At 46.2% G+C, this 24,959-nt stretch carries 20 protein-coding genes and 1 tRNA gene; 12 read left to right on the forward strand and 9 right to left on the reverse strand.

Translation table 11 applies throughout. The annotated features are described in order from the left end of the window. Positions 1-71: 71 nt before the first annotated feature. From ACSAZL_RS00160 to ACSAZL_RS00190, 7 genes are all read right to left on the reverse strand, one after another. Positions 72-614: a PspC domain-containing protein gene (locus ACSAZL_RS00160; RefSeq protein WP_440946750.1), complete on the reverse strand. Its 543-nt coding sequence runs from the start codon at positions 612-614 to the stop codon at positions 72-74. A 94-nt stretch (positions 615-708) separates the two neighbouring features. Continuing rightward, positions 709-2,076, reverse strand: a complete 1,368-nt coding sequence (locus ACSAZL_RS00165; RefSeq protein WP_440946751.1) for an SO_0444 family Cu/Zn efflux transporter — start codon at positions 2,074-2,076, stop codon at positions 709-711. Next, positions 2,073-2,420 (reverse strand): ArsR/SmtB family transcription factor, encoded by a 348-nt coding sequence (locus ACSAZL_RS00170; protein ID WP_440946752.1) that lies wholly within the window; start codon positions 2,418-2,420, stop codon positions 2,073-2,075. Before ACSAZL_RS00170 ends, ACSAZL_RS00165 begins: the two co-directional genes overlap by 4 nt. Before the next feature lie 354 nt (positions 2,421-2,774). Then, positions 2,775-3,548: an energy-coupling factor transporter transmembrane component T family protein gene (locus ACSAZL_RS00175; protein WP_440946753.1), complete on the reverse strand. Its 774-nt coding sequence runs from the start codon at positions 3,546-3,548 to the stop codon at positions 2,775-2,777. Between the two features lie 172 nt (positions 3,549-3,720). After that, positions 3,721-4,557, reverse strand: a complete 837-nt coding sequence (locus ACSAZL_RS00180) for an ATP-binding cassette domain-containing protein (protein WP_440946754.1) — start codon at positions 4,555-4,557, stop codon at positions 3,721-3,723. After that, the gene (locus ACSAZL_RS00185) at positions 4,533-5,357 is read right to left on the reverse strand and encodes an energy-coupling factor transporter ATPase (protein WP_440946755.1); all 825 of its coding nucleotides are present in this window, start codon (positions 5,355-5,357) and stop codon (positions 4,533-4,535) included. Before ACSAZL_RS00185 ends, ACSAZL_RS00180 begins: the two co-directional genes overlap by 25 nt. 79 nt (positions 5,358-5,436) lie before the next feature. Next, complete coding sequence (locus ACSAZL_RS00190; RefSeq protein WP_440948939.1) at positions 5,437-6,000, reverse strand: biotin transporter BioY; 564 nt, start codon at positions 5,998-6,000, stop codon at positions 5,437-5,439. Between the two features lie 297 nt (positions 6,001-6,297). Here ACSAZL_RS00190 and ACSAZL_RS00195 point away from each other — a divergent pair. From ACSAZL_RS00195 to thiC, 12 genes are all read left to right on the forward strand, one after another. Continuing rightward, positions 6,298-6,372, forward strand: a tRNA-Arg gene (locus ACSAZL_RS00195). 313 nt (positions 6,373-6,685) lie between these two features. Then, positions 6,686-7,141 (forward strand): N-acetyltransferase, encoded by a 456-nt coding sequence (locus ACSAZL_RS00200; RefSeq protein WP_440946756.1) that lies wholly within the window; start codon positions 6,686-6,688, stop codon positions 7,139-7,141. 260 nt (positions 7,142-7,401) lie between these two features. Continuing rightward, positions 7,402-8,067, forward strand: coding sequence for a metal-dependent transcriptional regulator (locus ACSAZL_RS00205; RefSeq protein WP_440946757.1), 666 nt, complete (start codon positions 7,402-7,404; stop codon positions 8,065-8,067). A gap of 44 nt (positions 8,068-8,111) precedes the next feature. Next, positions 8,112-10,091, forward strand: a complete 1,980-nt coding sequence (feoB, locus tag ACSAZL_RS00210) for a ferrous iron transport protein B (protein ID WP_440948940.1) — start codon at positions 8,112-8,114, stop codon at positions 10,089-10,091. An 839-nt stretch (positions 10,092-10,930) separates the two neighbouring features. Then, complete coding sequence (locus ACSAZL_RS00215) at positions 10,931-11,110, forward strand: hypothetical protein (RefSeq protein WP_440946758.1); 180 nt, start codon at positions 10,931-10,933, stop codon at positions 11,108-11,110. 795 nt (positions 11,111-11,905) lie between these two features. Next, entirely contained in the window at positions 11,906-12,862 is a 957-nt protein-coding gene (locus ACSAZL_RS00220; protein WP_440946759.1) for a hypothetical protein, read from the forward strand. A gap of 54 nt (positions 12,863-12,916) precedes the next feature. After that, positions 12,917-16,444: a chromosome segregation protein SMC gene (gene smc / locus ACSAZL_RS00225; protein WP_440946760.1), complete on the forward strand. Its 3,528-nt coding sequence runs from the start codon at positions 12,917-12,919 to the stop codon at positions 16,442-16,444. Beyond that, positions 16,437-17,510, forward strand: coding sequence for a segregation/condensation protein A (locus tag ACSAZL_RS00230; RefSeq protein ID WP_440946761.1), 1,074 nt, complete (start codon positions 16,437-16,439; stop codon positions 17,508-17,510). Before smc ends, ACSAZL_RS00230 begins: the two co-directional genes overlap by 8 nt. A gap of 45 nt (positions 17,511-17,555) precedes the next feature. Next, positions 17,556-18,671 carry an SMC-Scp complex subunit ScpB gene (scpB, locus tag ACSAZL_RS00235; RefSeq protein WP_440946762.1) on the forward strand — a complete coding sequence of 372 codons (1,116 nt, stop codon included), beginning with the start codon at positions 17,556-17,558 and terminating at the stop codon, positions 18,669-18,671. Positions 18,672-18,865: 194 nt separating this feature from the next. Continuing rightward, positions 18,866-19,417: a TATA-box-binding protein gene (locus ACSAZL_RS00240; protein WP_011024211.1), complete on the forward strand. Its 552-nt coding sequence runs from the start codon at positions 18,866-18,868 to the stop codon at positions 19,415-19,417. A 130-nt stretch (positions 19,418-19,547) separates the two neighbouring features. After that, the gene (gene aglJ, locus ACSAZL_RS00245; protein WP_440946763.1) at positions 19,548-20,465 is read left to right on the forward strand and encodes an S-layer glycoprotein N-glycosyltransferase AglJ; all 918 of its coding nucleotides are present in this window, start codon (positions 19,548-19,550) and stop codon (positions 20,463-20,465) included. A gap of 653 nt (positions 20,466-21,118) precedes the next feature. Beyond that, complete coding sequence (gene thiC / locus ACSAZL_RS00250; protein WP_440946764.1) at positions 21,119-22,405, forward strand: phosphomethylpyrimidine synthase ThiC; 1,287 nt, start codon at positions 21,119-21,121, stop codon at positions 22,403-22,405. Between the two features lie 200 nt (positions 22,406-22,605). Here thiC and ACSAZL_RS00255 read toward each other — a convergent pair whose 3' ends face one another. Then, positions 22,606-23,781 (reverse strand): DUF4367 domain-containing protein, encoded by a 1,176-nt coding sequence (locus tag ACSAZL_RS00255; protein ID WP_440946765.1) that lies wholly within the window; start codon positions 23,779-23,781, stop codon positions 22,606-22,608. A 60-nt stretch (positions 23,782-23,841) separates the two neighbouring features. Then, positions 23,842-24,936 carry a DUF4367 domain-containing protein gene (locus ACSAZL_RS00260; RefSeq protein ID WP_440946766.1) on the reverse strand — a complete coding sequence of 365 codons (1,095 nt, stop codon included), beginning with the start codon at positions 24,934-24,936 and terminating at the stop codon, positions 23,842-23,844. Positions 24,937-24,959 lie beyond the last annotated feature (23 nt).

Below are 24,959 nucleotides of genomic sequence, written 5' to 3' on the forward strand. Positions count from 1 at the left end.
AATATGGAAATTCCCGGCATACTATAATCTCTCAAAATGCTGTTTTCCAATCTTTTATCTGAGTCTTTTCATTAACTGCTCTTTCGGGTTTCGGGCACCATCTGAACGCTCTCCTCCGAGGGCATGATTATTGCCAGAATAATATATAGGATGATCCCTATCCCGTTTACCAGGGCAAGGAGCACAAAGAGAAGTCTTACAAAGGTCGGGTCAATCCCGAAGTATTTTCCAAGCCCGCTGCAGACTCCAAAGAGCATGCGGTCGCTCTTACTTTTAGTCAGGCGCTTTTTCATTGTATAAACCGTGCTTTTTTCCTCTTCGGGCTCTTTTCTGGCCTCTTCTTTTCTGGCTTCTTTTTCTTCCATTGTTTTCTCAGGTTTTTCCCATGATTTCTCCGTATAGCCAGTTTCAAGTTCTCCCGGAGCCTTGAAATCGCTTTCTTTCGGTTCTATTCCTTCCTGGGGGGTAGGCTCTACGCCGGCTTCTTTTTCTTCCATTGTTTTCTCAGGTTTTTCCCATGACTTTTCCGTATAACCAGTTTCAAGCTCCCCCGGAGCCTTGAAGTCACTTTCTTTCGGTTCCTTTTTTTCCTCAAACTCGGGATTTTCCTGCATAATGATTATTCTATTTCTGAGGATTTATATTATTCTGGTACTTACCCTGCTTTTTTCATTATTTTCTCTTCGATTTCTCCCCATTATCTTGCTTTCAATGGCATTCGGTGCAGCCGCACTCCTGCCCCCTGCGGAAGCTTCCATACAGCATTAGAGGGAGCAGGAGGGCCGCAAAACCGATCTTAATGCTTTCCGGAAGCAGTTCTCCTGCACTCCCCAGGGTTGCAGTCGCGCTGACTCCCAGCTTAAGGTAAAGCCAGTCAAGCAGGATTCCTGCCCCAAGGGCGCACAGGGAGATCACCCCAAGATAGAGGGCTGCCGAGCGCTTTCCAAGGAACCGGGCGACCATGGTTATGGTTGCCGCATTGGTTGCAGGGCCTGCAAGGAGGAAAACAAAAGCTGTTCCAGGACTCATCCCTTTGGCTACGAGACTTGCGGCAAGAGGAGTCGAAGCTGTAGCGCAGATGTAAAGCGGAATGCCTACTACAAGCATGACCAGCATTGACCCGAGCCCTCCTCCCAGGTACTCCTGGATCAGGGTTTCGGGGACAGCATAGGAAATTATCCCTGCAAGCAGAATTCCAATCAGCATCCACTTCGCGATTTCTCCGGGAAGCTCTATGTAGGCATATTTCAGCCCTCCCAGGATATGTTCTTTTAAGGAACTTTTGCTTCTTTCTTCAGGCCCTGTTTCCTTTTCCTCCTGCCCGCAGTGCCCGCAGCCGCATGAGGAGTTTTTGCTTTCAGGAACCTGTGCTGCCGGGGAGGGGGTGAGAGGCAGGGTTCCATTTCCGGGTCCTGTCTTCAATTCCAGGGGCATGACTTTTGAAGGCATAGAATTCAGGGCAGGCAGCTCCTTTTTTTCCGTTACTGGAGCATTATCTGCGTTGCAACGGCAGGAAGAGGGGTTGCATTTGCTTCCGGTTGCCGATACTCCTACAAGGGTCGAAACTGCGAGGATTTCCGTTTTTTTCCCGGGGTTTTCCTGTTTTTTGCCTTCTTTTTTCTCAGGTTCTTCTCCTATCAGCAAGTTGTCGGCAAACCCTGCAAGAAGGGCAGTTGCAAGGGTTGCAAACGGACGAAATATAGTCATCAGGGGATCGAGGAGGGCGTAGGTGATTGCAATGGAGTCCACTCCGGTCTGAGGGGTTGAAATCAGGAAAGACAGAGTTGCACCTCTGTTTGCTCCCCTTTTCCTTATCGACATGGCTGCAGGAATCACCCCGCAGGAACAGAGGGGAAGGGGGAGCCCTGCCAGGGAGGCGTTGATAACGGAACGGACTTTTCCTGCCGAGCTTCCTAGATAGTCCACAATTTTCTGGTCAGGCACAATTACATTGAGGACTCCTGCAGCGCCGAAGCCGAAAATGAGATAAGGGGCAGCTTCCACGAAAATTTCCCAGGAGGCTATAAGAATTCCCGAAAAAAAGGTAGAGATGATGTTGAGGAATTCGAGGCTCATGCTTTTTCCTCCACATGTTCAAGGCACATCTCGATGAGGGTGCGCACATGTTCGTCTGCGATGTAATAAACTGTAAATTTTCCTTCCCGCCTGACTCTCACAAGGTCAAGTTGCCTCAGGGTTCGAAGCCCATGCGAGACTGCGGACTGCGTGACTTCAAGTGCCTGCTCAAGTTCGCAGACGCACATTTCTTTTTGCCTGAGCAAAAAAAGGATTTTCAGGCGAGTATCCGATTGAAGCGCCTGAAAGACTGCAGACATCCGGGTAATATATTCGGAATCAGGGACCGTCTGCAGCAGGGTTTCGATCTGCTCGGGGTTAACACGATCGCACTTTTCTTGCATGAATATATGAACAGTTGTTCATATATTAATCCCTTTCTAAGAACTGCTCCGATCTGCAATAGAGAAATGTGAAAGATACTAGCAGGATAAAGTCAGCAGAATAAAGTTAGCAGGGTAAGATTAGCTGGACAAATTTAGCAGGGTAAGATTAGCTGGACAAAGTTGGCAGAATAAAGTTAGCAGAATAAAGTTAGCAGGATAAAAGAAGGGGGGAAAAGGAGGAAAAGTGCAAAAAAAGAAACCGAAAAATGAGCTTCAGACATCTGCAGAGAAAAATTGTTTGAAAAATATTCTCCATGCCTCTACTTTATGCCTTTAACTTATGCCTTTAACTTATACCTTTATTTCCGGTCTTCAAAATCTCAGGATAAAGGCTGAAAAGAATACCAGGGCTAAAAGGGTCGTCCAATCTCTTTTCTTCATTGACAACTCATGCATAGAGGTTCTGCGAGTTCCCTGATATCCCCTGCTCTCCATTGCCAGAGCCAATTCTTCAGCATCCCTTGCCACGCCTCTTATCAGGGGCACGACAAGGGCAGGGATTGAGTGGAAGGGATTTCTCCCGAAATACATGCCCCTTGAAGCCTGGGCAGCTTTCGTCCGCTCAACCCTTTCAAAGAGCAGGGGAAGAAAGGCTATAGAGAGGTTCATCATTGTCGCAAGCTCAAAGGAGCTTACTCCCAGCCAGCGGAGGGGCAGAGGGCGCAGTATTCTCTCTATCCCGCAGGTAATTGCCGTGGGGTCAGTGGTGGCTGTCATAAGGGCGGCAAAAAGAAGGAGGAGTATAAACCTTGCAGAAAGCCTGAGTCCATCTTGAAGCCCCTCGATACTAGGGTGCAGGATCCAGAAAGAAGCCAGCACTCTTCCTTCGGTGAAGAATAGCTGTGCAAGAAAGATAAACGTGATAAACAGCAGCATAGGCCTGACTGCCCGAAAAAACACTATAGCCGGAAGCCCGGAGCACGATGTAAGGACAAGAAAGAATGCAAAAAGCACTCCAATCCCGAAAAAACTTTCAGTCCTGAAGGTGAGAATGCCCAGCAGCATCACGGCTGCAAGTTTTGTCCTGGGGTCGAGCTTATGCAGAAAGGAAGCCCCGGGAACGTAACTGAAAACAGGTTCATGCATGCTTTTTTCTCTTTTCCCCTATTTTTCTTTTTATATTTTTTCAGGCTTTTTTAGTCTATTTTCCGGACAACTTTTCAAGCTATTTTTCAGATCTTTTTCTCGATATATTAGTTCTCATCTATTTTTTTCTCAATCCATTTTTTTCGATCCGTTTTTTAGTCCGTTTTCCGGACTACTTTTCAGCTTTTTCTTTTTCGAGCATCGATTTTACTCTCAGGATCTCTTCAAGTGCTTCTTCGACTGTGAATATGGCAGGGTCTACCGGCAAGCCCCTTGCTTTAAGTTCCCGCATCATGGACGCAACCGGGGGGAGGGGCACGTTCTCGGTCCCAAGGTACTCTTTTCTGCTGCCCTGAAAACCGATCCTGCCTTCCCGGACAAGCACTATCTTTTCCAGGAGGGGAAAAAACCCTTTAAGATTATGGGTCACGGTTATAACTGCAGTCCCCCGGTCTTTTATCTTTTTGAGGGTCTCAAGAATTTCTTTTTTCCCGGCAGGGTCCAGCCCTGTTATGGGCTCGTCCAGCACAAGGTAGTCCGGCCTGAGGGCAAGGGCTCCTGCAAGGGCGACTCTTTGCATCTCTCCTCCGCTCAGGCTGAACGGATCTCGAAGTAGCATTGAGCGGTCGAAAGAAACTGCTTCGAGGGCTTCAAAGACCCTTTCTTCGGTTTCTTTTCTGGAGTACCCGAAGTTTAACGGTCCGAACGCTATCTCCTCACGCACTGTCCTGCAAAAAAGCTGGTCTGCAGCCTGCTGAAAGAGCATCCCCACTTTTCTCTTAACTTCTTTTGAAGAGGGGTCAAGCCCGTCAACAGTTACTTTTCCAGAATCCGGGTGCAAGAGTCCGTTGAACAGTTTTATGAGGGTGGATTTTCCTGCTCCTTTTTCTCCCAGGATCCCCACAAATTCCCCTTTTTCGATGCGCAGGTTCACATCTTTTAAGGCTGCGGTTTCAAGTGGGGTATTTTTCGAGTAGAAAAAACTCACGTTTTCAAGAATAATCGGCATATCTCCTCCGCAAAGCTCGAAGGGGAAGAGGTCTTTTCCCAGGGGACCGCAACTCCGTGGTTTTTCAGGCGCTCTGCAAGTTCTATCAGAGAAGGAGGGGTGAGCCCGAGGTCTCGGAGAGAAAGGTCTGAGAGCACATCCTCGGGTTTTCCTTCAATCACTATTCTCCCTTTGTCCATTACGATAATTCGGTCTGCGGCTTGAAGCTCTTCAAGGTTATGTGTGATATATACAATGGTTTTTCCTTTTTCATGCAGCCTTTTTACACTTTCGAGGACAGCTTTCCCCGAATCAGGGTCGAGCATTGAAGTTACTTCATCAAAAACAAGACATTCGGGTTCCATGGTAAGGATTCCGGCAAGAGCCACGCACTGCCCCTGTCCTCCACTCAGGGTCTTTGGGGAACGATACCTGTATTTCCCAAGCCCTGTTTCGGCAAGGGCTCTATCCACCCTCTTCCGGATTTCAATTGGGGGGAGACAGAGGTTTTCAGGCCCGAATGCGAGGTCTTCTTCTACGGTCCTGCCGACAAACTGGGTCTCGGGGTTCTGGAACACAATTCCGACAATTTTCCTGATCCCCTGGAGCTTTGAAAAGTCTCCTGTATCCATACCCCTTATCATGACCTTTCCTTTTTGAGGTCTCAGGAGTCCGTTAAGGTGTAGGGCAAATGTGGATTTCCCGCTTCCATTTTTGCCTGTTATCCCTATGTATTCCCCTTTTTTTATTCCCATGTTTATGTTTCTCAGGGCAGGGGTTCCATCAGGGTAATTGTAACTTACATTTTCGAGCCTTATCATGCTGAATCGAATTCTATTTTTTTCTTTTTAACTTTCCATGGAAATTTTAGAATCTGGGGCTTTAAAGTTTATAACTGATTTAGATTTTATGGTTTGAAGCAATATATGCGGCAACTACGGTTTTTACTACTTCTCCAGGCAGGAAGGGAAGAACTCCGAGGGTAAGGGCTGCCCAGGGTCCTATTTCGGCTACCAGCATCAACTGGGAAACTCCGAGGGCATATATGACCAGAACTCCTGCGCTCATATTAAGGACATTGACTGCAAACCCGGATTTTTTGGCACTTTCCGCCTTTTCGGAAAGCTTGCCTATAAGGTAGGCGACAAGTATGAATCCGAAAATGTACCCTCCGGTAGGTCCGAGAAGCACTCCTATACCGGAACTGCCACCTGCAAAGACCGGGAGCCCCGCAATACCGAGCAGGGTATATACTACCATACTCAGGCTTCCCCATTTGCTCTTCAACATGCTTCCTGCAAGCAGGACAAAGAACACCTGCAAGGTGATAGAGACAGGTGAAAAGGGTATTGGGACCTGTATATAAGCCCCTGCGGCAGTCAGGGCTGCAAAGAGGGAGGCAAAGACCATTTTTCGGAGTTCGGGAGTGTGGATAGGGTAAGAATGATCATGTCTCATGTGCATACTTTTTTCCTTTTTTGTTAGTTTTATCTTTTTACCCGGCTTTGTTAACTTTCTTTTCAGTTCATTTCTGAGGGCGAAGTAACTCCTTATATTCATAAATGTATTGTTAACCTGCTCTGCTATCATGGTTTACATTTAATTTAAAACTTTCCCGAAACACCCATTTATATCCGTGCTGCCCGACTTTCTGTGCTCCGGAGCGATAATTAAATATATATCTTATGCCGGTATTATGGATACCTCACCTGAAATGCAGTTTTATACTGTTATATGCTGTATTTTCGGGAATCACATCGTGGGCGCGTGGCCTAGCCCGGATATGGCGGCAGCCTCCTAAGCTGTAAATCGGGGGTTCAAATCCCTTCGCGCCCGCTAATTTCTATCTCTTTTGCACAGTATCCTTTTATCCAGGTTTCATTTGTCCTTTTCCCTTTACCTATTCCACTTTCCTGTTTCCCTTTCTCTGTTTCCCTTTTTCTTAAGAATAGAGCAAGAGAAGAGGCAGAACTCCGGGAGTGATATGTTCCGCAGATTAAGGATAAATTTCTTATTCAGAACTACGATTATTCCCTAGCTGGAATACATTAAATGTTTGTAATATAGCATAATTTCTATTCAGTAAATGTTTATAATTCCGCACAATTTCTATTACAAAACATAACTACCGCTTCAGAGGAAACAGGAATTGATCAGAAAAGCCAGGATAAGCGATGTTGTTGAGATGAAACAGATCATCAACACCTACTCTAAGGATGAGCTCATGCTTGCTCGTTCCCTGAGTGAGATGTACGAGAACATAAGGGATTATTATGTCTGTGAGATCGAAGGTGAGGTTGTAGGATGCTGTGCCCTGCACGTGGTCTGGGAAGACCTTGCAGAAATCCTTGCTCTTGCAGTCAGGCCCGATTGTGCAAGAAAAGGAGTAGGTACGAAGCTTGTATCAGCCTGTATTGAGGATGCGAAAGACCTTGGCATGAAGGATGTCTTTGCTCTTACTTATGTACCTGTTTTTTTTAAAACCCTGGGATTCAACGTCGTGGATAAAAACAGCCTCCCCCGGAAAATCTGGTCTGGCTGCATCAGGTGCCCCAAATTTCCGGATTGTAATGAAATTGCAGTCCTTAAATCTATCAATGCCTGAGCCCTTTAAGGAACCCTCAGGAGTTCTTGTGCTTCAAGGCTCCTGACTTCTGGGCTTCCTCTCAAGGCTTCTGAATTCTTTTATTTTTACCTTCTCATGCGGCCTTCGGGTGATAAAACCCCTGTCTTGAAATCTTTTTCAATCTGATTTTATTTAAACAGGTAAAAACCAAAAGTTATTTATCCATCGATTATTCTTTTTAGGTTGTCCTAATTATCAGTCCTGGAAAGCTTCGGGCATGTGTTGACGGGATGGTGTTAATGCATACGGATCGAATTGAAGAGTACTTAGAAACTATTCTTTACCTTATTACGAAAAACCAGAGCCCTGCAAAAACCAAACAAATTGCAGAAGAACTGAATGTGTCTCCGCCCAGTGTGACGGAAATGATCAAAAAGTTGCATTCTATGGGGTTCGTTGAGTATAAGCCCTATCAGGGGGTCGAATTGACCGAAAAAGGGGCTGAAGAAGCTATCCGAATAAAGAGGAAACACCAGGTGCTTGAGACTTTCCTGGCTGAAGTCCTCGATTTTGACCGAAAGGAAGCTCACAGGGAAGCCTGCGAGCTTGAACATGCGGTCTCAGACTCAGTGCTTGAGAGACTTTACGATTTTCTGGGAAATCCGGAGTACTGCCCTGACGGGCATCCGATCAATATAGATAAAAGTAACCTGCGGCGCGAAGAAGGATTCATCCCACTCGATGAAATGAAAGAGGGAAGTTCGGGCACAGTTGCCAGGGTAACCCTTCCGAGGGAAACAAAGGAGCGTTTAACCTCGCTTGGGATCCTCACAGGAGAGGATATTGAAGTCCGGCGCAAGCAAAAGCAGGGCTGTATCTCTGTCATGGCTGTTGGGTCTGAGATCGCTCTTGGAAGAGATATTGCAAAGAAAATTTTCATCACCCCAAAAGGCAAAAGTGCCTGAATTCGGAACAATGACGGCACTTTATGGGAAAAACTAACGGAGGCATGATAGGGATTTCCAGCTCATGCTGTACTCCTGGCAATAAAAGTCAAAAAAATTCTCCTTATGATGTGACATTGGCCTTTATAGGTAACCCGAGCGTTGGAAAAAGCGTTTTTTTCAGCAGGCTTACAGGGGTCGGGGTTGAGGTTTCCAATTATCCCGGTACTACGGTTGCGCTTACTAGAGGAAGTGTAAAGGCCAGGGGCAAAACTATTGAAGTAGTTGACCTGCCGGGAATTTATTCTCTCGGGGTTGCAAACGAAGACGAAAAGGTAACCAAGAGACTTCTTATTGAAGACCAGCCGGATGTCATCGTCAATGTCCTTGATGCAAGCAGGCTTGAGAGAAACCTCTATCTGACCCTGCAGCTCCTGGAACTTGATATCCCTATGGTTATCGCCTTAAATCAGGTGGATCTGGCAGCCGAACTAGGAATTCTTATTGATGCGGACAAACTTTCAGAGCTCCTGGGACTGCCTGTAATCCCCACTGTTGCAACTTGGGGAGTAGGGCTTGATGAGGTAATACTCCTGGCTCTCGAAGAGAAAGAAAAAGTCCAGGCGCACCACAGGGCGAAGTACAGCCAGTGGATCCGCCAGGCTCTGTCCAGTCTTGATCATGCTTTTCCGGATGCTTCCCAGAGTGTTAAGATTGCAGCCCTGCTTAACGATGCCGAGTTTGTGGAACTCTGCTGCATGCCTCCTGAAGCCAATGCCATTCTCTCTTCTGCCCGGCGCTTGAGGCAGAACCTTGAAATTGATCACGGTATTTCAGTCCAGGATACCGTTGCAAGAGACCTGTACGGAGAATCCGGGCATATAGTAGATAGCGTGGTCTCGTCGTTTGAGCCGAAAAAAAGGTTTCGCGACAGGATAGATAAAGTTCTCACCTCACCTAACTTCGGGATTATGGTGCTTATATCTGCCCTGCTCCTTACTTTTCTTCTCGTCTTCAGGGTAGGGGGCTTCCTTGAGACCTGGATTGTGAACGACCTGTTTGAACCTCATGTAATCCAGCCCGTTGAAGAAATGACTCTTGGCATGTCGCCTCTCTTCAGAAACCTTATCCTCTATTCTCTGCGGGGTGTGGAAGCCGGATTTGCAATTGCTATCCCGTATATTGCAGTTTTCTATGCCATTCTTTCCATATTCGAGGACTCGGGCTACCTGACCAGGGCAGCTTTTCTCCTGGACAACCTGACCCATAAGCTCGGGCTTCACGGACGAGCTGTTATCCCTCTTGTTCTGGGTTTTGGCTGTAATGTCCCTGCAATTATGGCAGTGCACGCCCTTGGTACCCGGAGGGAAAAGCGAATAGCTTCGCTTCTCATCTCCCTGATCCCCTGCTCTGCAAGGACTGTTATTATTCTGGGACTGGTGGGGACTTTTGTTGGTTTCTGGCCTGCAGTCTCTATTTATGTGCTGGAGATTTTCATCATTGCAGCGATGGGCGGGATTCTTGGAAGAACCCTTCCGGGCCAGAGGAGCGGCTTTATTATGGAAATGACCCCTCTCCGAAAACCCGAACTGAAATCCACCCTCAGGAAGACCTGGATGAAAAGCCGGGAGTTTTTATATATCGCTTTTCCGCTGCTGCTGGTGGGGAGTGCAGCCTTGGGAATTGCCGATGCCCTGGGGCTTCTTTCTATATTCCAGGACTTTGTAGAGCCCATATCTGTAGGTCTGCTGGGCCTCCCGGCTTTTGCTGCAACAGCTCTGGTCTTTGGAATTCTCAGAAAGGAAATGGCTCTCCAGATCCTGGCAGTACTTGCAGGTACGGCCAACTTCGCAGCCGTAATGACTCCCCTTCAAATGTACCAGTTTGCAGTAATTACAATCATTTACGTCCCGTGCGTGGCAACGATTGCAGTACTTAAACACGAGCTTGGAACAAAGGATACTGCTGCAATTGTCATCTTTACAATACTCCTTGCTCTCGTGGTAGGGGTCTTGATCCGGGTTTTCGGCCCCCTCTTTCTTTGATTCTCTCTGGTTGTGTCACCCGAGTTTCGCTTCGGGATCGCAGGAAATCAGAGATTTCCTGGGAGTTGCGATGTAATCGCAACAGCACGAGGTCCTTTTCGCTCCACTTCGTTTCGCTCAGGAGGACTAATTGATATCTTGTAACAGTAACTTCACTCAAGAGAATTAATTTATGGTTTATTCTGCTTTTTTTGCAGGGTTGCCAGGCAAGCTGGCAGAGGCGCTTGTATTTGCCTGGAGTTTTAAACCGGTTCCATGGTCAGGGAAGGAAAGTATTCTCTCAGCTTCGATGATATTTCTCAAATGTATTATGTATTGTTTCTCTTAACTTCGGCACTGGCTTTCAAGTTGTTATTTGCCTGACTGGCAGGTCGGTCTGGGTTCTGCGCGGCACGGGAAAGAGAACTGAAATAACTCCTCCTGAATTTCGGAATATTCTCTCAATTAATCGGAGACTGCCATTCTGTTTCCTTATTCTTTTCCATGATACGAATTTTGAGGTCGCTATAGGTCACTGCGAGAGAGAAATATGCCAGGATTTCATTAAAAGGGATGGAGGAGGGGTATTCAAGGAGAAACTCATTAATTTATAAGATTGGTTACTGTATCAAAAAGCAGTTATCTTTTTTTATTGCTTTTCCAGTCTTTTTTCAGGAAAATAATGTTCTGCAGGCAAAGCACAATATTTATATATTAATAAACTAGTTTACTACTTTCTCATCTTATTTTTCTGTTCCCGTAACTTATTAATACTACATGCATCGTGTTTATTTCCGATGACTCGGATTACCGATCACTTACACAAAAACGTGTTTAGTGTTATTATGGATATTTTCGAAATGGATCATTTCCGGGAGCCAGAGGTTGAAGAGGTTCAACTTTTCCTTGAAAGCACTGGAACTCATGGTTCTATTGTTAACGAGACCGCTCTGGAGATGGACTGCAGTACATCCCCCAAAATTCAGGCGAGGCAGAGTGTACTGCTCAATTTCGATGAGTCTCTTCCGTCCATCAAGTAACACTTTCCCCTGAAATGTTTCCAACCCTCAATTGAAATCCAACTCTTTAACTCTTTTCCCTTGGAGTTAACTTTTGGGTTTCATTCCCTATTTTGTAAAAATTCCTGGTTGAATCGCTGTTTTGTATATGTGAATCTTTATTATCGACTCTACCGGCTTTCTGGACTTTTCTCTTATTTTTAGTGCCCTTTTCTCCAGCTTCTCGGGAGTGCTTTATCCGGGGAAGTGGCAATTTCGCACGACTCTCATATTTAATCTTTCTTATACAGACAATTCCAAAAAATATTTATTCTTATTTTTTGCCGCTGCACGCTTCAAGATAGATATTCTCTCCATGGGTCTGCTGAATACTGGATTTCAGGCTTACCTGTTTGGAGGTGAGGCGTTTTAACACCTATATAATTCTTTACAGAACAAATTATGGCGTACTGTCCGGGCTTTTCTGGGGCATTTTCCCCTCTTCCTAACCTGTTTTCAGGCTTTTTTCCTGTCTAAATCTTCTTCCTGCGGAAATTTCACGTTTTATCCAATTTCTTCTGTTATGTTATATGGTTTCTGAGGCTGTTTTCAGAAAAGTTAATAAAGTAATCTTATTATAATATAATCTAAAGTTATTTCGAGTCGGCTGAATACTATCGATTACCATATATATATAAAGTAAGATTACATGTACTCTATACACATTATTTAAATTTGTCAGATCGAATCAAATTATATTATACTGACGTTTCATGCTGGCATAATTGCAGACATAGGGATACCCGGGACCCAAATTTATTGTTAGAGGTATTTTTCATGAGAACTGGACAGAGGGATGTGCACAATACACCTAAAAGGCGACTGTCAATAACTTATGAGGAGCTCGAGACTCTCAAAAAATCAATCAAGATTTCGGTTCTCAACGAACTGCAGGCCGAAATGGAAAACAGTTCCGAGCTGGATTCTTTTAAGGATCAGATCCTGTCCGAAATCAGGACTGAACTGATGGGGCTTCCAGATTCTGCAGCTCTCAAGACTTCAATTCTTAGCGAACTGCGAGCCGAATTAAATTCCGGAAAGGAGAACGACTCTGCGACGGTGGAACGACGGCTGAAGGAAATGGCAGGAATTCAGGACGGGCTTGTCAGGGAACTGCTTGACCAGAAAGTGCTTATTAAAAAGCTGGAAACTGATGTTGAAAAGCTCTCCGGGGCGCTGGGGAATATGCAAAATACTGTTTCTCCTCCTCCTGTTTCTCTTCCGGTTCTCGAAGATCCCCTCGACCTTCCCCCTCTCTCCAGAAAGCCAAAGAGCAGGTTTGAGTTCAGGAAAGAGAAACCTGCCGGGCATGAAAGGATTGATTTCAGGGAAGCTCCTGCACCTCTGCCGGGCACAAATGCAAAAGTCCAGTTGAAGATCAGGGAAGTTGAACCAAAAGAACTCGACGAACAGGAAATTGTTGAAACAAAGTGTGAATATATCATTGCCGAGAGCGGGGATAGAAAACGGTTTAGGGGCAACCTGAGGCAGTCTACCTCTGTAAGAGAAACTCAGACTGGACAGTCATCCTCTTCAAGCCCGCGATCTTCTCTGAGGTCTCAATCTCCTGTGAAGGCGAATCCCGTAAGAGCCCGACCCGATGAAGATTATAAGTGCGAGTACATAATCGCCGAAAAGGCTCCAAAAAAGCATTTAATCGATGAATCCGTGGACCTCAGGGATAATGAAGATGCGGAAATCATAACCTGCAGCCGGAAAGACCCCCGGAAATAATGAGGCTAAAAAAACGAATATTTCTTCAAAAACGCAAAATCTCAGAGGCATTCTGTGTACATAAAAGAAATTGAGTTCGTTAACTTCAAGTCCTTCGGAAAAAAAGTAAAGATTTCCTTTTACAATGACTTTACCACTATTTCCGGTCCTAACGGAAGTGGAAAGTCAAACATCATAGACGGGATTCTCTTTGCACTCGGACTTACAAGCTCCAGAACCCTTCGGGCTGAAAAACTTACTGACCTTATTTACAATGGAGATGAGGCAAAAAAGCCCGATTTTGCCCAGGTTACGATCCGTTTTGACAATACCGACCGCAAGCTGCCGTTAGAGCTTGATGAGGTTGAGGTCTCAAGAAAGGTCAGGCGGACAAAAAATGCGTATTACAGCTACTTTTACTTTAACGGAAAAGCCGTGAGCCTGGGAGAAATCCATTCCCAGCTTGCAAAGGCAGGAGTAACGCCTGAAGGTTACAATGTGGTGATGCAGGGAGATGTCACGCAGATCATCTCCATGACCTCTGTGGAAAGGCGGAAAATTATTGATGAAATTGCCGGGGTTGCAGAGTTTGACGAGCGTAAGCAAAAGGCGCTCGGAGAACTGGAGGTCGTCCGGCAGCAGGTCGAACGCGTGGATATCATCCTTGAAGAGGTGCGTACCCAGCTTGGAAAACTCTCCGGGGAACGAGACCAGGCCCTGAAATACCAGGCTTTGAAGGCTGAAAAAATCAAATTTGAAGGCTATGTCCTGCTCTCCAAACTTAAGGATGCCAGGACCGAACTGAAAAATGTGGATAAGGAACTTGCAGGGAAAGAAGAGCACCTTGAAAAAGTCCAGGTCCTGCTGGACGAGCGGATGAGGGAATTGGAAGCTCTTGAGCAGGCTCTGGAACAAATTTCCCTTGAAATCCGGAAAAAAGGGGAAGATGAGCAGCTGCAGGTCAAAAAGGAAATTGAAGAGACAAAAGGGGAAATTTCCCGCTGTGTGGACAGCATCGAACTTTCGGAATCCGAACTTGAAGAAGCTGACGCAAAACGCAGAAAAGCGTTTGTTGATATCGATACTACCAAGGGTAAGGTGGTGGAGCTCGAAGAGAAAATCGAAGCTGAAAACGTGAGAAAAGAGAGCATCTCTTCCGAGCTGTCCGAGAGAAAAACCGAGCGTATGCTGCTCCAGAGCAGGATTGCGGATGTGGATGCGAAGTTTGCAGCAACAAGGGACGAGCTCATGGCTGCCCGCAAGAAACTTGAGGACGTTAAAAACGAGAAAAACGAGCTTATCCGCAATGAGGACCGGCTCCTTGATACCCTCAGGAGAAAATCCTCGGAACTTCGGGATATCGAAAACCAGATCAAGGATGCTGAAGCTGCAGTTACTGCCTCTGACAGTGATACCCTTTCTGTCCAGTATGAGATCGAGAAGCTTACGGGAAATCTGGAGTCCCTTATAAAAGACCGGGACGATATCGAGAGCAGCCATTTCAGGATCAAGGAAGATATAAGGAAACTTGAGGGCAGGCTGCACGGCCTCCAGCAGGAATACGCAATCGCCGAGGCAAGGGTCCGGGCTTCGGAACAGGGAGGCGGGTATTCGAGGGCTGTGGAAATGGTAATCGGAGCTTCCCGGCAGAATGAGCTCTTCGGAATACACGGGACGATTGCCCAGCTGGGAAAAGTTGACCGCAGGTATGCGGCTGCCCTTGAAGTTGCTGCAGGGAACAGGATGCAGGCAGTTGTTGTGGACAATGACGGGGACGCTGCCGAGGCAATCGAGTTCCTTAAACGGAGAAAAGGCGGAAGGGCTACTTTCCTGCCGCTTAACAAAATGAGGGATTCAAGGCGGCTTGAAAGCCTCAGTTATGAAAATGGCGTGATCGGGTACGCAATCGATCTGATTGAATTTGATCCCGAGTTCGAACCTGCTTTCTGGTATGTTTTCCAGGATACCCTTGTTATGGAAGACCTCGCCAGCGCCCGCCGCCTTATGGGAAAGGCAAGAATGGTTACCCTTGAGGGGGAACTCCTTGAAAAGAGCGGGGCAATGGTTGGAGGGTCCCTTTCTTCGAAATCGGGGATCTCTTTTGCAGCCGCAGAAAAAGACAAACTTCTTGAACTTGCAGAAGAGATAAAATCTCTTGACGCGAGCCGCAGTGCAGCGATCAGCAAACAGGACAGCATTGAAAGCCACGTTTTTGAGCTGAGCAGGAAAATCCGCGACTGTGAGGCTACTATCTCCAGAAAAGAACTCGAGCTTCAGGAAATCGCAGGCAGAGAAGCCAAACTTGCAGAGCTTCTTGAAGCCAAACAGGCAGATCTGAAGGCAATTGAAGAGGCAAGGACGGAACTCAGGGCTGAAATGGACAGGGTAATTGCGGAAAAGGCTGAAAAAGAAATTGCTGTGTCCGAACTTGAGGTTCAGGTTGCCGAACTTGAGGCAAAACTTGCCGATTCTCCTCTCCCTGAGATTAACAAAAAAGCCGAGTTTGTGGATGAGGAAATCCGGAGACTTGATGGCAGGATCAGGGACACTGAAGCCAGCCTGAATGCCCTGCAGCTTGAAAAAAAGTATGCTGAGCAGAAGATTTCCGAGGCCAAAGAGCTCATCAGGGAACTTGACGAAAAGAAGGCTTCAAGGCGGGAAAAAGTGGATTCTCTTAAGGCAAAGATTGCGGAACTTGAAGCGCAGCTTGAGGAAAAACAAAAACGGGAACTTCAGCTTTCCGACGAGCTTATAGGGCTCCAGAAAGAAAGGGAAAGTGTTCAGGCTGAGCACAGCGCAGTGAAGCGCAGGGTCGGTATAGCTGCAACTACCCTTGAAAAGGCAAAGCAACAGGTCCTTACGCTCACAGCTACGAAAAGTGCCCTTTTCGACCAGGAAAAACAGCTGCTTGAAGAGATAGAGAGAAGGGGCATAGAAGAAACCTCCGAGGTCCCTAGTTACGAAACCGTTTACATGAGGATCCAGGCAATCGAAGAAGCCATGCGCAGGCTTGAGCCTGTAAACATGCGGGCAATTGATGAGTATAACGAGGTTGAACTCAGGCTTTCCGACCTGCAGGGCAAACGCGATACGCTCTTTACCGAAAGGGAACAGCTCCTCGAACGCATTGACCAGTACGAACAGCTCAAGCGGGATGCCTTTATGGAGGCTTATACAAGCATAAATTCCAATTTCAAGGCCATTTTTTACGAGCTTTCCGACGGCATGGGCGAACTCCTGCTGGAAAACCCCGACGACCCTTTTGCCGGAGGAATGACCCTCAGGGCACAGCCAAAAGAAAAGACTCTCCAGCGTATAGAAGCCATGTCCGGAGGAGAAAAGAGTCTTACGGCACTTGCTTTCATCTTTTCAATCCAGCAATACCGTCCTGCTCCTTTTTATGCCTTTGACGAAATAGATATGTTCCTTGACGGCTGGAATGTGGAGAGGGTCTCAAGGCGGGTTAAAACCTCAGGCTCAAAAGTCCAGTTCATCGTTGTTTCCTTAAGAAAACCCATGATCCAGGCTGCAAGCCGGACGATCGGGGTTACAATGCAGGAAAATAATATCACTAGTATTACCGGAGTGAAGCTTAATGGCTGAACTTATAGATAATTCGGCACTCAACATTTCCGGCCTTCCCTCCCCACGCGAATCCGGGGAAAAGGATTCTCTTTTTTCAGACCCCGACGTTTTCGGGCTTCCGACAACTCTCTCATACCTCGGCGTTGATTGGGCTCTACTCGACCTTTCGGAGTTTAATACCTATGAACCCCTGGGTATTCTGGTCGAACTTGCAAAAGACGGGAAGATTGACCCCTGGGATATCGACGTTGTGCAGCTAACCGACAGTTTTCTTCAGAGGGTAGAAGAGCTCCAGAGAATGGATCTGAGGATTTCTTCCCGAACCCTCCTTTATTCTGCTATCCTTCTCCGCATGAAGTCTTCAGTAATCCTCGGGGTGGAAGAAGAGGAAGAGGAGGATTTCGACCCTGGCTTTTTTGATGAAGATCTTCCCGAACCTGACGAGTTCCCTATCCCGAAGCTGCCTGTCCGCCGCCTTTCCACAAGGCCTGTCACCCTGAATGAACTTATTCTGGAGCTCAAAAAAGCCGAAAGGACGCTCTCACGGAAAAAAGAAAAAAAGGCCCGGCTGGCTACAGAAGAACCTGATATCCCTGATGCCCCCCTAGCTACCGGAGATGTGCTCGGAATTGCCCACGATGAAGCTATAAGCTCCAGGCTGGCCCTTATCTGGGCAAGGCTTGTTGAACTATTTATGAAGCAGCCCGTTGTGGAGTTTTCCACACTCCTCCAACTCAGTGAAGACCGGATCATGGATTACCTCTCCCTCCTCTTTCTTGCTTCGAGCAGAAAGATCTGGCTCTTCCAGAATGAGATGTTCGGAGAGCTGTACATTTATCCCGGAGAAGAGTCCGGTTTTTCCACCGAAGGTAACCCGCCCCCCTTCCATCAGATGAAACAGGGCTTAATAGCAGATGTTTCCGCGCCTGAACTTTCCCGAGGGGAAAAGTTTGCAGGCAGTAAAGCTCAGGTTGAGAGTACGGGCGGAGGGCCTGAGGAAGCCGGGTATCCTGAGATTCTTTCCTTTGAACCGGAACATATAGATATAAATTCTCCTGTAGACTCTCCTGAAGAAGCACGTTAACTCAACCGAATTATAATCTTATCCTCTTTTCTGGTCGTGAAACTTATGAGTGAGCTTGAAATTATCGAAGCGGCTCTTTTTGCTGCGGGCAGGGCAGTAAGCCTTGAAAAACTTATGAAAATTACCGGAAAGCCAAAAAAGAATGTCTCTCTGGCAGTTCAGGAGCTGATGGAAGCTTACTCTTCCCGGGGTTCAGGCATCGAAATCCTGGACCTTGGCGAGCGTTACGTTATGCAGGTCAAGCCGGAGTACTCCGAACTCATGCGGGAGGTTGCCCCAAAAGAACTCTCTGCTCCCAAACTCCGGACCCTTTCCATGATTGCCTATCATCAGCCTCTGCTCCAGTCCGACCTGATCGAAATGAGGGGCAGTGGAGCCTATGATCATATAAAAGACCTGATCGAGAGGGGTTTTGTCGATTCCGTGCCCTGCGGGAGGAGCAGGAAGCTTTCCACAACCCCGCTGTTTGCAGATTATTTCGGGCTCAAAAGGAATGACCCTAAAGCCATAAAAGAGAAAATAATCGAGCTCTTAAAGTCGCAGGGAGGGCAGAGTGAGATCAACCTCTGGGTCGGGAGAAAGACCATTGCTGTGACCCCAATGTATGAGTCCCTTATGGACATGTGCGGGATTAAGGACTATTTTGTTGCAAATGCCTACTGCCCGTCCAAAGAGGAAATTTCCCGCCTGCTTGAGGCGGATGTGCTTGTGGTGACTGCCGGTTATCTTGATACCGTGAAACAGCACTGTGACGGTGAAATACTTGAGGTGCGTTCAACGACCTTTGATGATCTTATTGAGGCTGTTTCTCTTCTCGCTGAGGAACTTTCAGATGAAGTAGACCCAAAAACCGTGGAATCAACTCTCCTAAAAATCAGGGAAACTCGGGAAAAGTATGTGTCCTCGGCTTTACTCATAGAGAAAAAGGTAAAGCCTGCAACTGAGATGGTCTCAAGGATCGTAAACGACCTCAATATAAGGATTTCTGCGGACGGTGTCCTTGTCGCCCCTGATTACGGGACTTCGGGGGAAGGGGTAAGCATAGGTAAAGGGGCAAAAATCCTGGTTCCCACTCACCGCACTGTTGAGGGAGACCTTCTCGGAAGGGTCTGCAAAAAATATGATTCCATCCTTGATGGTTTGAAAAACTTTGAAGAATGAGGCGCCTCAAAGCCGATGCGAAGGCTTGATTCTATCTTAAATTTTTTGAATTTACTGGCGCCCATAATTTAAGCTTTTCTGTTGTATTTATATTCTTTATATATAGTATTTATATAGTATGCAAGGCATTTAACTATAGCTTTATATACTGGTTAGAGGATATTACTCTTGCTTTATATACTGAGGGTTGACGAATGAGCGAATCTAGCATTAAAATTGAAAACGTGGTCGCATCCACCAAACTCGCTGAAGAGTTTGATTTAACTGTGATTGAATCCGAGTTCGAAGGCGCCGAGTACAACAAGCAGAAGTTCCCGGGGCTCGTCTACAGAGTTTCGGACCCCAAAGCTGCTTTTCTGGTCTTTACTTCCGGAAAGGTTGTCTGCACGGGGGCAAAAAACGTTGCTGACGTACACACAGTTATCGGCAACATGGCGAAAAAGCTGAACAGCATCGGGATCAAGACAATGGAAAACCCGCAGATTACTGTCCAGAATATAGTTGCCTCAGCAGACCTGCACACTATCCTTAACCTCAACGCAATTGCAATCGGGCTTGGGCTTGAGAATATCGAATACGAACCCGAGCAGTTCCCGGGGCTTGTATACAGGATCGATGAGCCCAAGGTAGTTGTCCTTATTTTCAGTTCCGGAAAACTGGTAGTTACAGGCGGAAAATCCCCCGAAGACTGTGAGAGGGGCGTAGAAGTAGTCCGCCAGCAGCTCGATAACATGGGGCTTTTATAAGAACCCTCAATTTTTCGATCTATTATCTCACTTGTGATCTGTCTCCTGCGAAAGGAACACGGATAGTACTGTAAAGAAAAACGGATTCTGCGATATGCGTAGAGGCTCAGACAAAGGGTATGTGTGAAACGTGAACAGCGCAGATGTTTGTATCCTTATTCCCACACTTAACGAAGCTGCAACGATAGGGGAGCTCATTAAAGATTTCAAAAAAGAAGGCTTTTCCAACATTTTCGTTATCGATGGAAACAGCAGGGATAGGACAGCGCAGATTGCAGAGGCAGAAGGCGCACGGGTTGTCCTGCAGACCGGAAGAGGCAAAGGACAGGCAATGATCCAGGCTTTCGAGCTTATCGAGAGCCCCTATGTAATAATGGTCGATGGCGACGGGACGTATCTTGCCAGAGAAGCTCTTTCTCTTCTTGAACCTGTTCTGGAAGGTAGAGCTGACCATGTTATAGGTAACCGACTGGAAAAGTATTCTCCCGGAGCTTTCACAAAGCTCAACCTTGTGGGCAACCGCCTTATAAATATGCTTTTTGACATCGCTTATAGTGTACAGTTAAGGGACATTCTCTCAGGCTACCGGGCATTCACTCTTGAGAGCATAAGGGAACTGGAACTCAACAAAACAGGCTTTGAAATTGAGACCGAGATCTCTGTGGAATGCGTCCTTAAAAAACAGAGAGTTGAAGAGGTTCCTATTACTTATCTCCCCCGAAGCAAACAGGGCGCAACCAAGCTAAACCCTTTGAAAGACGGGATAAAAATAGGATCTACTATTTACAGACTTGCAAAAGTGCATAACCCGATGTTTTACTTCGGGATCATAGGTTTCGTCTTTATTCTGGCAGGTCTGTTTACGGGAACCTATGTGGTAGTCGAGTGGTTCAATGATATCACCCATGTTCTCCTTTCGGTTCTCACGACCCTGTTTATTATATTCGGACTTCAGATGTTTATCTTCGGGATGCTTAGCGACCTTATAGTAACTCTCCACAGGCAAACCGTAAGCTTGATCCAGGAGAAAAATAGGCAGAATAAATAATAAAAAATCTCTAAAAAAATCTCCTTTTTTCGGTCACTGTACATTTTTTTAAGGATTATGCAGTAACATAATTTCAGTGAGAATTGTATTCGTAAGCAATATTTCAGTAAGCATTATGTCAGGTTTATTTCTGTGGTCTCATTTTTTTCTCTGGATTACTTTTTGATCCCGCTCTTCAACTAATTCTTAATCTCTTTTATCTTATTCCATCTTATTCCATCTTATTCTTCATCTTATTCTTCATCTTATTCTTCATCTTATTCTTCATCTTATTCTTCATCTTATTCTTCATCTTATTCTTCACCTAATTCTTAATTTCTTTCATCTTATTCTTCTTTTTATTCTTCATTTTATTTTTCGTCCATTTCTCTTAATTTTTCCTGAAATAATCCCTCTTAAATCAACTTTACTTGTCTTTTTCTCAATCAAATTTTAAGCACTTTTTATAAAAAACTTATTTTAATCATTCATCGTATATTTTCAGTATCTCTAAGCCCTTAAGTAAAGTAAAATTGATTATGGTTAAAGTTTGTTTTTTAAATAGTGTTATATATAATTACTTTCCTTCTATGTTCTAACTCATCATCCCTTTACTTACATATGAATCCTGCATGATAATCTTACGGACAAATTGAAAGCTTGAGGTAATAAAGATGACAATCGTGGAAGATGCACAAAAAGGAATTATCACCGAAGAGATGAAGATCGTTGCAAAGGACGAAGGACTTGACCCTGAATTCGTCCGCCGTGGTATTGCAGCCGGCAGAATTGTTATTCCAACTTCCCCCTACAGACAGGTAAAGATCTGCGGTATCGGAGAAGGGCTCAGGACCAAGGTCAATGCTTCTATCGGTGTATCCTCGGACATCGTTGATCCAGATATGGAAGTCCAGAAAGCAATTGCTGCTGAAAAAGCAGGTGCTGACACTCTCATGGAGCTCGGGACCGGCGGAGACTTCCTCGGGATCAGGAAAAAAGTCATTGACAGCATCTCCCTTTCAGTCGGTTCGGTGCCTCTTTACCAGGCTTTCATCGAAGCTGCCAGAAAGTACGGTTCAATCGTGCACATGACAGAAGACGAGCTCTTCAACGCAACCGAAGCCCAGGCAAAGCTCGGAACCAACTTCATGGCAATCCACACCGGGATCAACAACATCACCCTTGACAGGCTTAAAGCTCATGGCAGGTACGGCGGACTTTGCTCCCGCGGTGGCGCTTTCATGAGCTCCTGGATGCTCCACAACGAAAAGGAAAACCCGCTTTATGCAAACTTCGACTACCTGGCTGAAATCCTCAAGGAACACGAAGTCGTCCTTTCCACAGGAAACGGAATGCGTGCAGGTGCAGTCCACGACGCAACAGACCGCGCCCAGATCCAGGAATTGATCATCAACTCTGAAATAGCTGACAGGGCACACAAGCAGGGCCTGCAGGTTATTGTCGAAGGTCCGGGCCACGTCCCACTCGACCAGATTGCAACCAACGTGAAGCTCATGAAGGAAATGAGCGGCCACAAGCCCTTCTACATGCTCGGTCCTCTCGTAACCGACATTGCTCCTGGCTACGACCACATCGTAACCGCAATCGGTGCATCCGTTTCTGCTTCCTACGGCTGTGACTTCCTCTGCTACGTAACACCCGCAGAGCACCTCGCCCTCCCGAACCTCGAAGACGTCATCACCGGGGTCAAGACCTCCAGAATTGCAGCTCACGTCGGCGACATGATAAAGTACCCCGAAAGAGCAAGACAGTGGGACCTTGACATGGGAAGGGCCAGGAGAGAACTCGACTGGGAAAAGATGTACTCCCTTGCAATCGACCCCGAACATGCAAGAGAAGTCAGGAACAGCAGGGCACCCGAAGACACCGACGCATGCACAATGTGCGGAAACTTCTGCGCTCTGAAAATCGTCAACCAGAACTACAACCTTGCAAAATAAACTTAAAAAAGTAAAGTAAGGCCATAGGGCTTTACTTTCTCACCTTTTCTTTCATCTTCACGTCTTCTGTTTTTATTCTGTTTTTCTGTTTTTATTCTGTTTTTTGTTTCTATTTTGTTTTTATTCTGTGCTTTTTCCTGTGGCTTTTCCTATGTTTTTTCCGCTAATTTGCACACTTAACACATGCAGATTTATACTTCTCAAATCGATTCCGCAATTTTCAGCAATTCGTCTTTTTCGATGTAGGCCAAAATGTTCAGTTCAATGTCCCCTATTTTCCAGCTTAACCGCTTCGTCCCCCTCTCAGGATCTCCCGGCTCTTCAAAATATCTCCCTTCTTTCCCGTTGATAGTGATTTCCTCGGCCTCTTCCGGAAGGGATTCCCTTAATTCTCCTTTGTTCACGGTTTCCGTAAGTACCAGAGGTTTTTCTTCTTCCATATTAACATATGTCAGGGTGACAATTTCGTAAACCTGCCCGTCTGAAGCTGCCTCTCCCTTATTCCTTGACATTGAATGGCTGAAGGCATAGCCTTCGGGCAGATATTCCGGGACAAGGGGCTCAAAGCCGGCATGCTCTTCGATTTCTTCTATGGGAACTTCCCCCGGTTTTTCAAAATCTCCTGTGGGTGTTCTCGGGGCTGATTCCACGGTCATTACTTCTGCCCCTTCGGGAACCTCAAATTCAAATTCGGAGTCAGGAATCCCGGTATTGATTTTCAGGTCGAGGATTTCGGTTTTCCGAACAAGGTTTCCTTTACTGTTATATGTTTCATACTTTAGAGGCATCCATAATTCTTTATCTACCCAGATTTTTGTCGGGCCGGGGGATAACCCTTCATCTTCATTCTTATCATCATTTTCATCTTCAGTTGCGTCTCCATCTCCCAATTTCGGGACTGCCTCAAGCAGGTAAGCAGGCCTCCCGGAAACTTCCTCTTCTCCCAGCAGCGTGACCTCTGTCTGATTTAGGAAATACTCTATGCCATTTATGTAGTCGGATTTCGTCTGTTCCTCATACTCCGGGAGTTTTATTTTTGAAACTGTGTTTGTCCCGGATGTGTAGCTCCAGCTGAATTCCCCGTCCGAAACCGTAAGCTGCTCACTGTTTCCCCCTCCAATATTCTTCGAATGGGTTTTCATCATCCCCGGCTTTTTATACATAATTTCTATTTGGCCTTCCCACTGGTCTTCCCATATCTCTGCTCCGGCGCAGGATGTGATGTACATGGTATACGAATAATCTTCAATACCAGCATCTTTCTCCTGCATCTGTTCCGCGATATCTTCTACATCGAGTTCCTGTTCCTGGCATCCGGAAACTAAAAGAGTCAGAGTTATGAGAAGTGTTACGACCAGTGATTTTTTGCCTGTCATTTTCTTCATCACCTGATTTTCATGATTTTTTCCTAACTTTCTTATTTTTCAGGGCGTTTTTCAGGCATTTTCCCGTATTGACTCCGCAATTTTCAACAATTCGGCTTTTTCCAGGGAAGCGGTAAGACTCAGGTCAGTATTCCCTATCTCCCATCGCAGGGTTTTCATGTCCCCGAAGGAAAGGTATTTTCCATCCTCTCCGTTAATGGTAATGTTTTCTGCAGTATTCATTATTGCAGCTTCCGGGGCCTGGTTTTCATATACGGTTTCCGTAATAATTACGCCTTCGTCTCCCTTTTCGTAATTCAGGATGACCGTTTCGGAAGCCTGCCCTTCAGGGGCTGTTTCGCTGGTGTTGTAGGCCGTAGCGTGGCTGAACTCATAACCTTCCGGCAGGTACTCCGGGACCAGGATTTCAAACCCGACACGCTCCTCAGTTTCTTCGAGGCTTAATTCTTCAGGGAGTTCAATCTCTCCGGCGTCCATGGTCTTTACGGTTGCACCATCCGGGATTTTGAACTCAAACTCGGAATCCGGAATCCCTGTGTTTACTTTTAGGTCCCGGATTTCTACTTTTGAAATCAGGGTCTCGTTGCTGTCGTACATCTCGTACCCTAGAAGCATCCAGGTTTCTTTGTCTATCCGGACTTTCATGTTGTATTCAGAGGTCTCCTCTCCCGTCCTTTTCGGAGTAGCTTCCAGAAGGTAGGTTTCTCTTCCTTCAATTTCTTCTGTTCCCAGCAGGGATACGTTCGTATCGTTAAGAGTAATTCCTATAATGGAGAGATAGTCATCATCGGTTAACTCCGGGGTTTCGGGGATCTTTGTCTTCATGACCGTGTTTGTCCCTGGGGCATAGGTCCACCTGAATTCTCCATCCGAGAGCGTGAGCGTCTCTTCTTTCCCTCCGGGCTCTTCTATGAAGTTTTTTATCATGTGTGGTTTTTTGTATATTGTCTTAAATTCGTTTTCCACAACATTCTCCCCGATGTAATAGGTCATGTGCATTGTGTACGAATAATCTTCAATGCTGTTCTGCTTCTCCAGCATCCGGGCTGCAATCTCTTCGGCATCCGGTTCTTCTTCCGTGCAGCCCGATGCGAAAAGGGCCAGAATTACGAGGGCCAGCAGGAATAGCACTTTCTTTGTTGCCATATTCCTCACCTTTTTCCGGCTTT

The sequence above is a fragment of the Methanosarcina mangrovi genome, from assembly GCF_052057765.1.
GTDB lineage: Archaea > Halobacteriota > Methanosarcinia > Methanosarcinales > Methanosarcinaceae > Methanosarcina.

Bases quoted from the DNA above. Each gene is read 5' to 3' on its own strand.
- ACSAZL_RS00160 (WP_440946750.1), bottom strand. From the start codon at position 614: ATGCAGGAAAATCCCGAGTTTGAGGAAAAAAAGGAACCGAAAGAAAGT.
- ACSAZL_RS00165 (WP_440946751.1), bottom strand. From the start codon at position 2,076: ATGAGCCTCGAATTCCTCAACATCATCTCTACCTTTTTTTCGGGAATT.
- ACSAZL_RS00170 (WP_440946752.1), bottom strand. From the start codon at position 2,420: ATGCAAGAAAAGTGCGATCGTGTTAACCCCGAGCAGATCGAAACCCTG.
- ACSAZL_RS00175 (WP_440946753.1), bottom strand. From the start codon at position 3,548: ATGCATGAACCTGTTTTCAGTTACGTTCCCGGGGCTTCCTTTCTGCAT.
- ACSAZL_RS00180 (WP_440946754.1), bottom strand. From the start codon at position 4,557: ATGCCGATTATTCTTGAAAACGTGAGTTTTTTCTACTCGAAAAATACC.
- ACSAZL_RS00185 (WP_440946755.1), bottom strand. From the start codon at position 5,357: ATGATAAGGCTCGAAAATGTAAGTTACAATTACCCTGATGGAACCCCT.
- ACSAZL_RS00190 (WP_440948939.1), bottom strand. From the start codon at position 6,000: ATGCACATGAGACATGATCATTCTTACCCTATCCACACTCCCGAACTC.
- ACSAZL_RS00205 (WP_440946757.1), top strand. From the start codon at position 7,402: ATGCATACGGATCGAATTGAAGAGTACTTAGAAACTATTCTTTACCTT.
- feoB (WP_440948940.1), top strand. From the start codon at position 8,112: ATGATAGGGATTTCCAGCTCATGCTGTACTCCTGGCAATAAAAGTCAA.
- ACSAZL_RS00215 (WP_440946758.1), top strand. From the start codon at position 10,931: ATGGATCATTTCCGGGAGCCAGAGGTTGAAGAGGTTCAACTTTTCCTT.
- ACSAZL_RS00220 (WP_440946759.1), top strand. From the start codon at position 11,906: ATGAGAACTGGACAGAGGGATGTGCACAATACACCTAAAAGGCGACTG.
- ACSAZL_RS00230 (WP_440946761.1), top strand. From the start codon at position 16,437: ATGGCTGAACTTATAGATAATTCGGCACTCAACATTTCCGGCCTTCCC.
- scpB (WP_440946762.1), top strand. From the start codon at position 17,556: ATGAGTGAGCTTGAAATTATCGAAGCGGCTCTTTTTGCTGCGGGCAGG.
- ACSAZL_RS00240 (WP_011024211.1), top strand. From the start codon at position 18,866: ATGAGCGAATCTAGCATTAAAATTGAAAACGTGGTCGCATCCACCAAA.
- thiC (WP_440946764.1), top strand. From the start codon at position 21,119: ATGACAATCGTGGAAGATGCACAAAAAGGAATTATCACCGAAGAGATG.
- ACSAZL_RS00255 (WP_440946765.1), bottom strand. From the start codon at position 23,781: ATGACAGGCAAAAAATCACTGGTCGTAACACTTCTCATAACTCTGACT.
- ACSAZL_RS00260 (WP_440946766.1), bottom strand. From the start codon at position 24,936: ATGGCAACAAAGAAAGTGCTATTCCTGCTGGCCCTCGTAATTCTGGCC.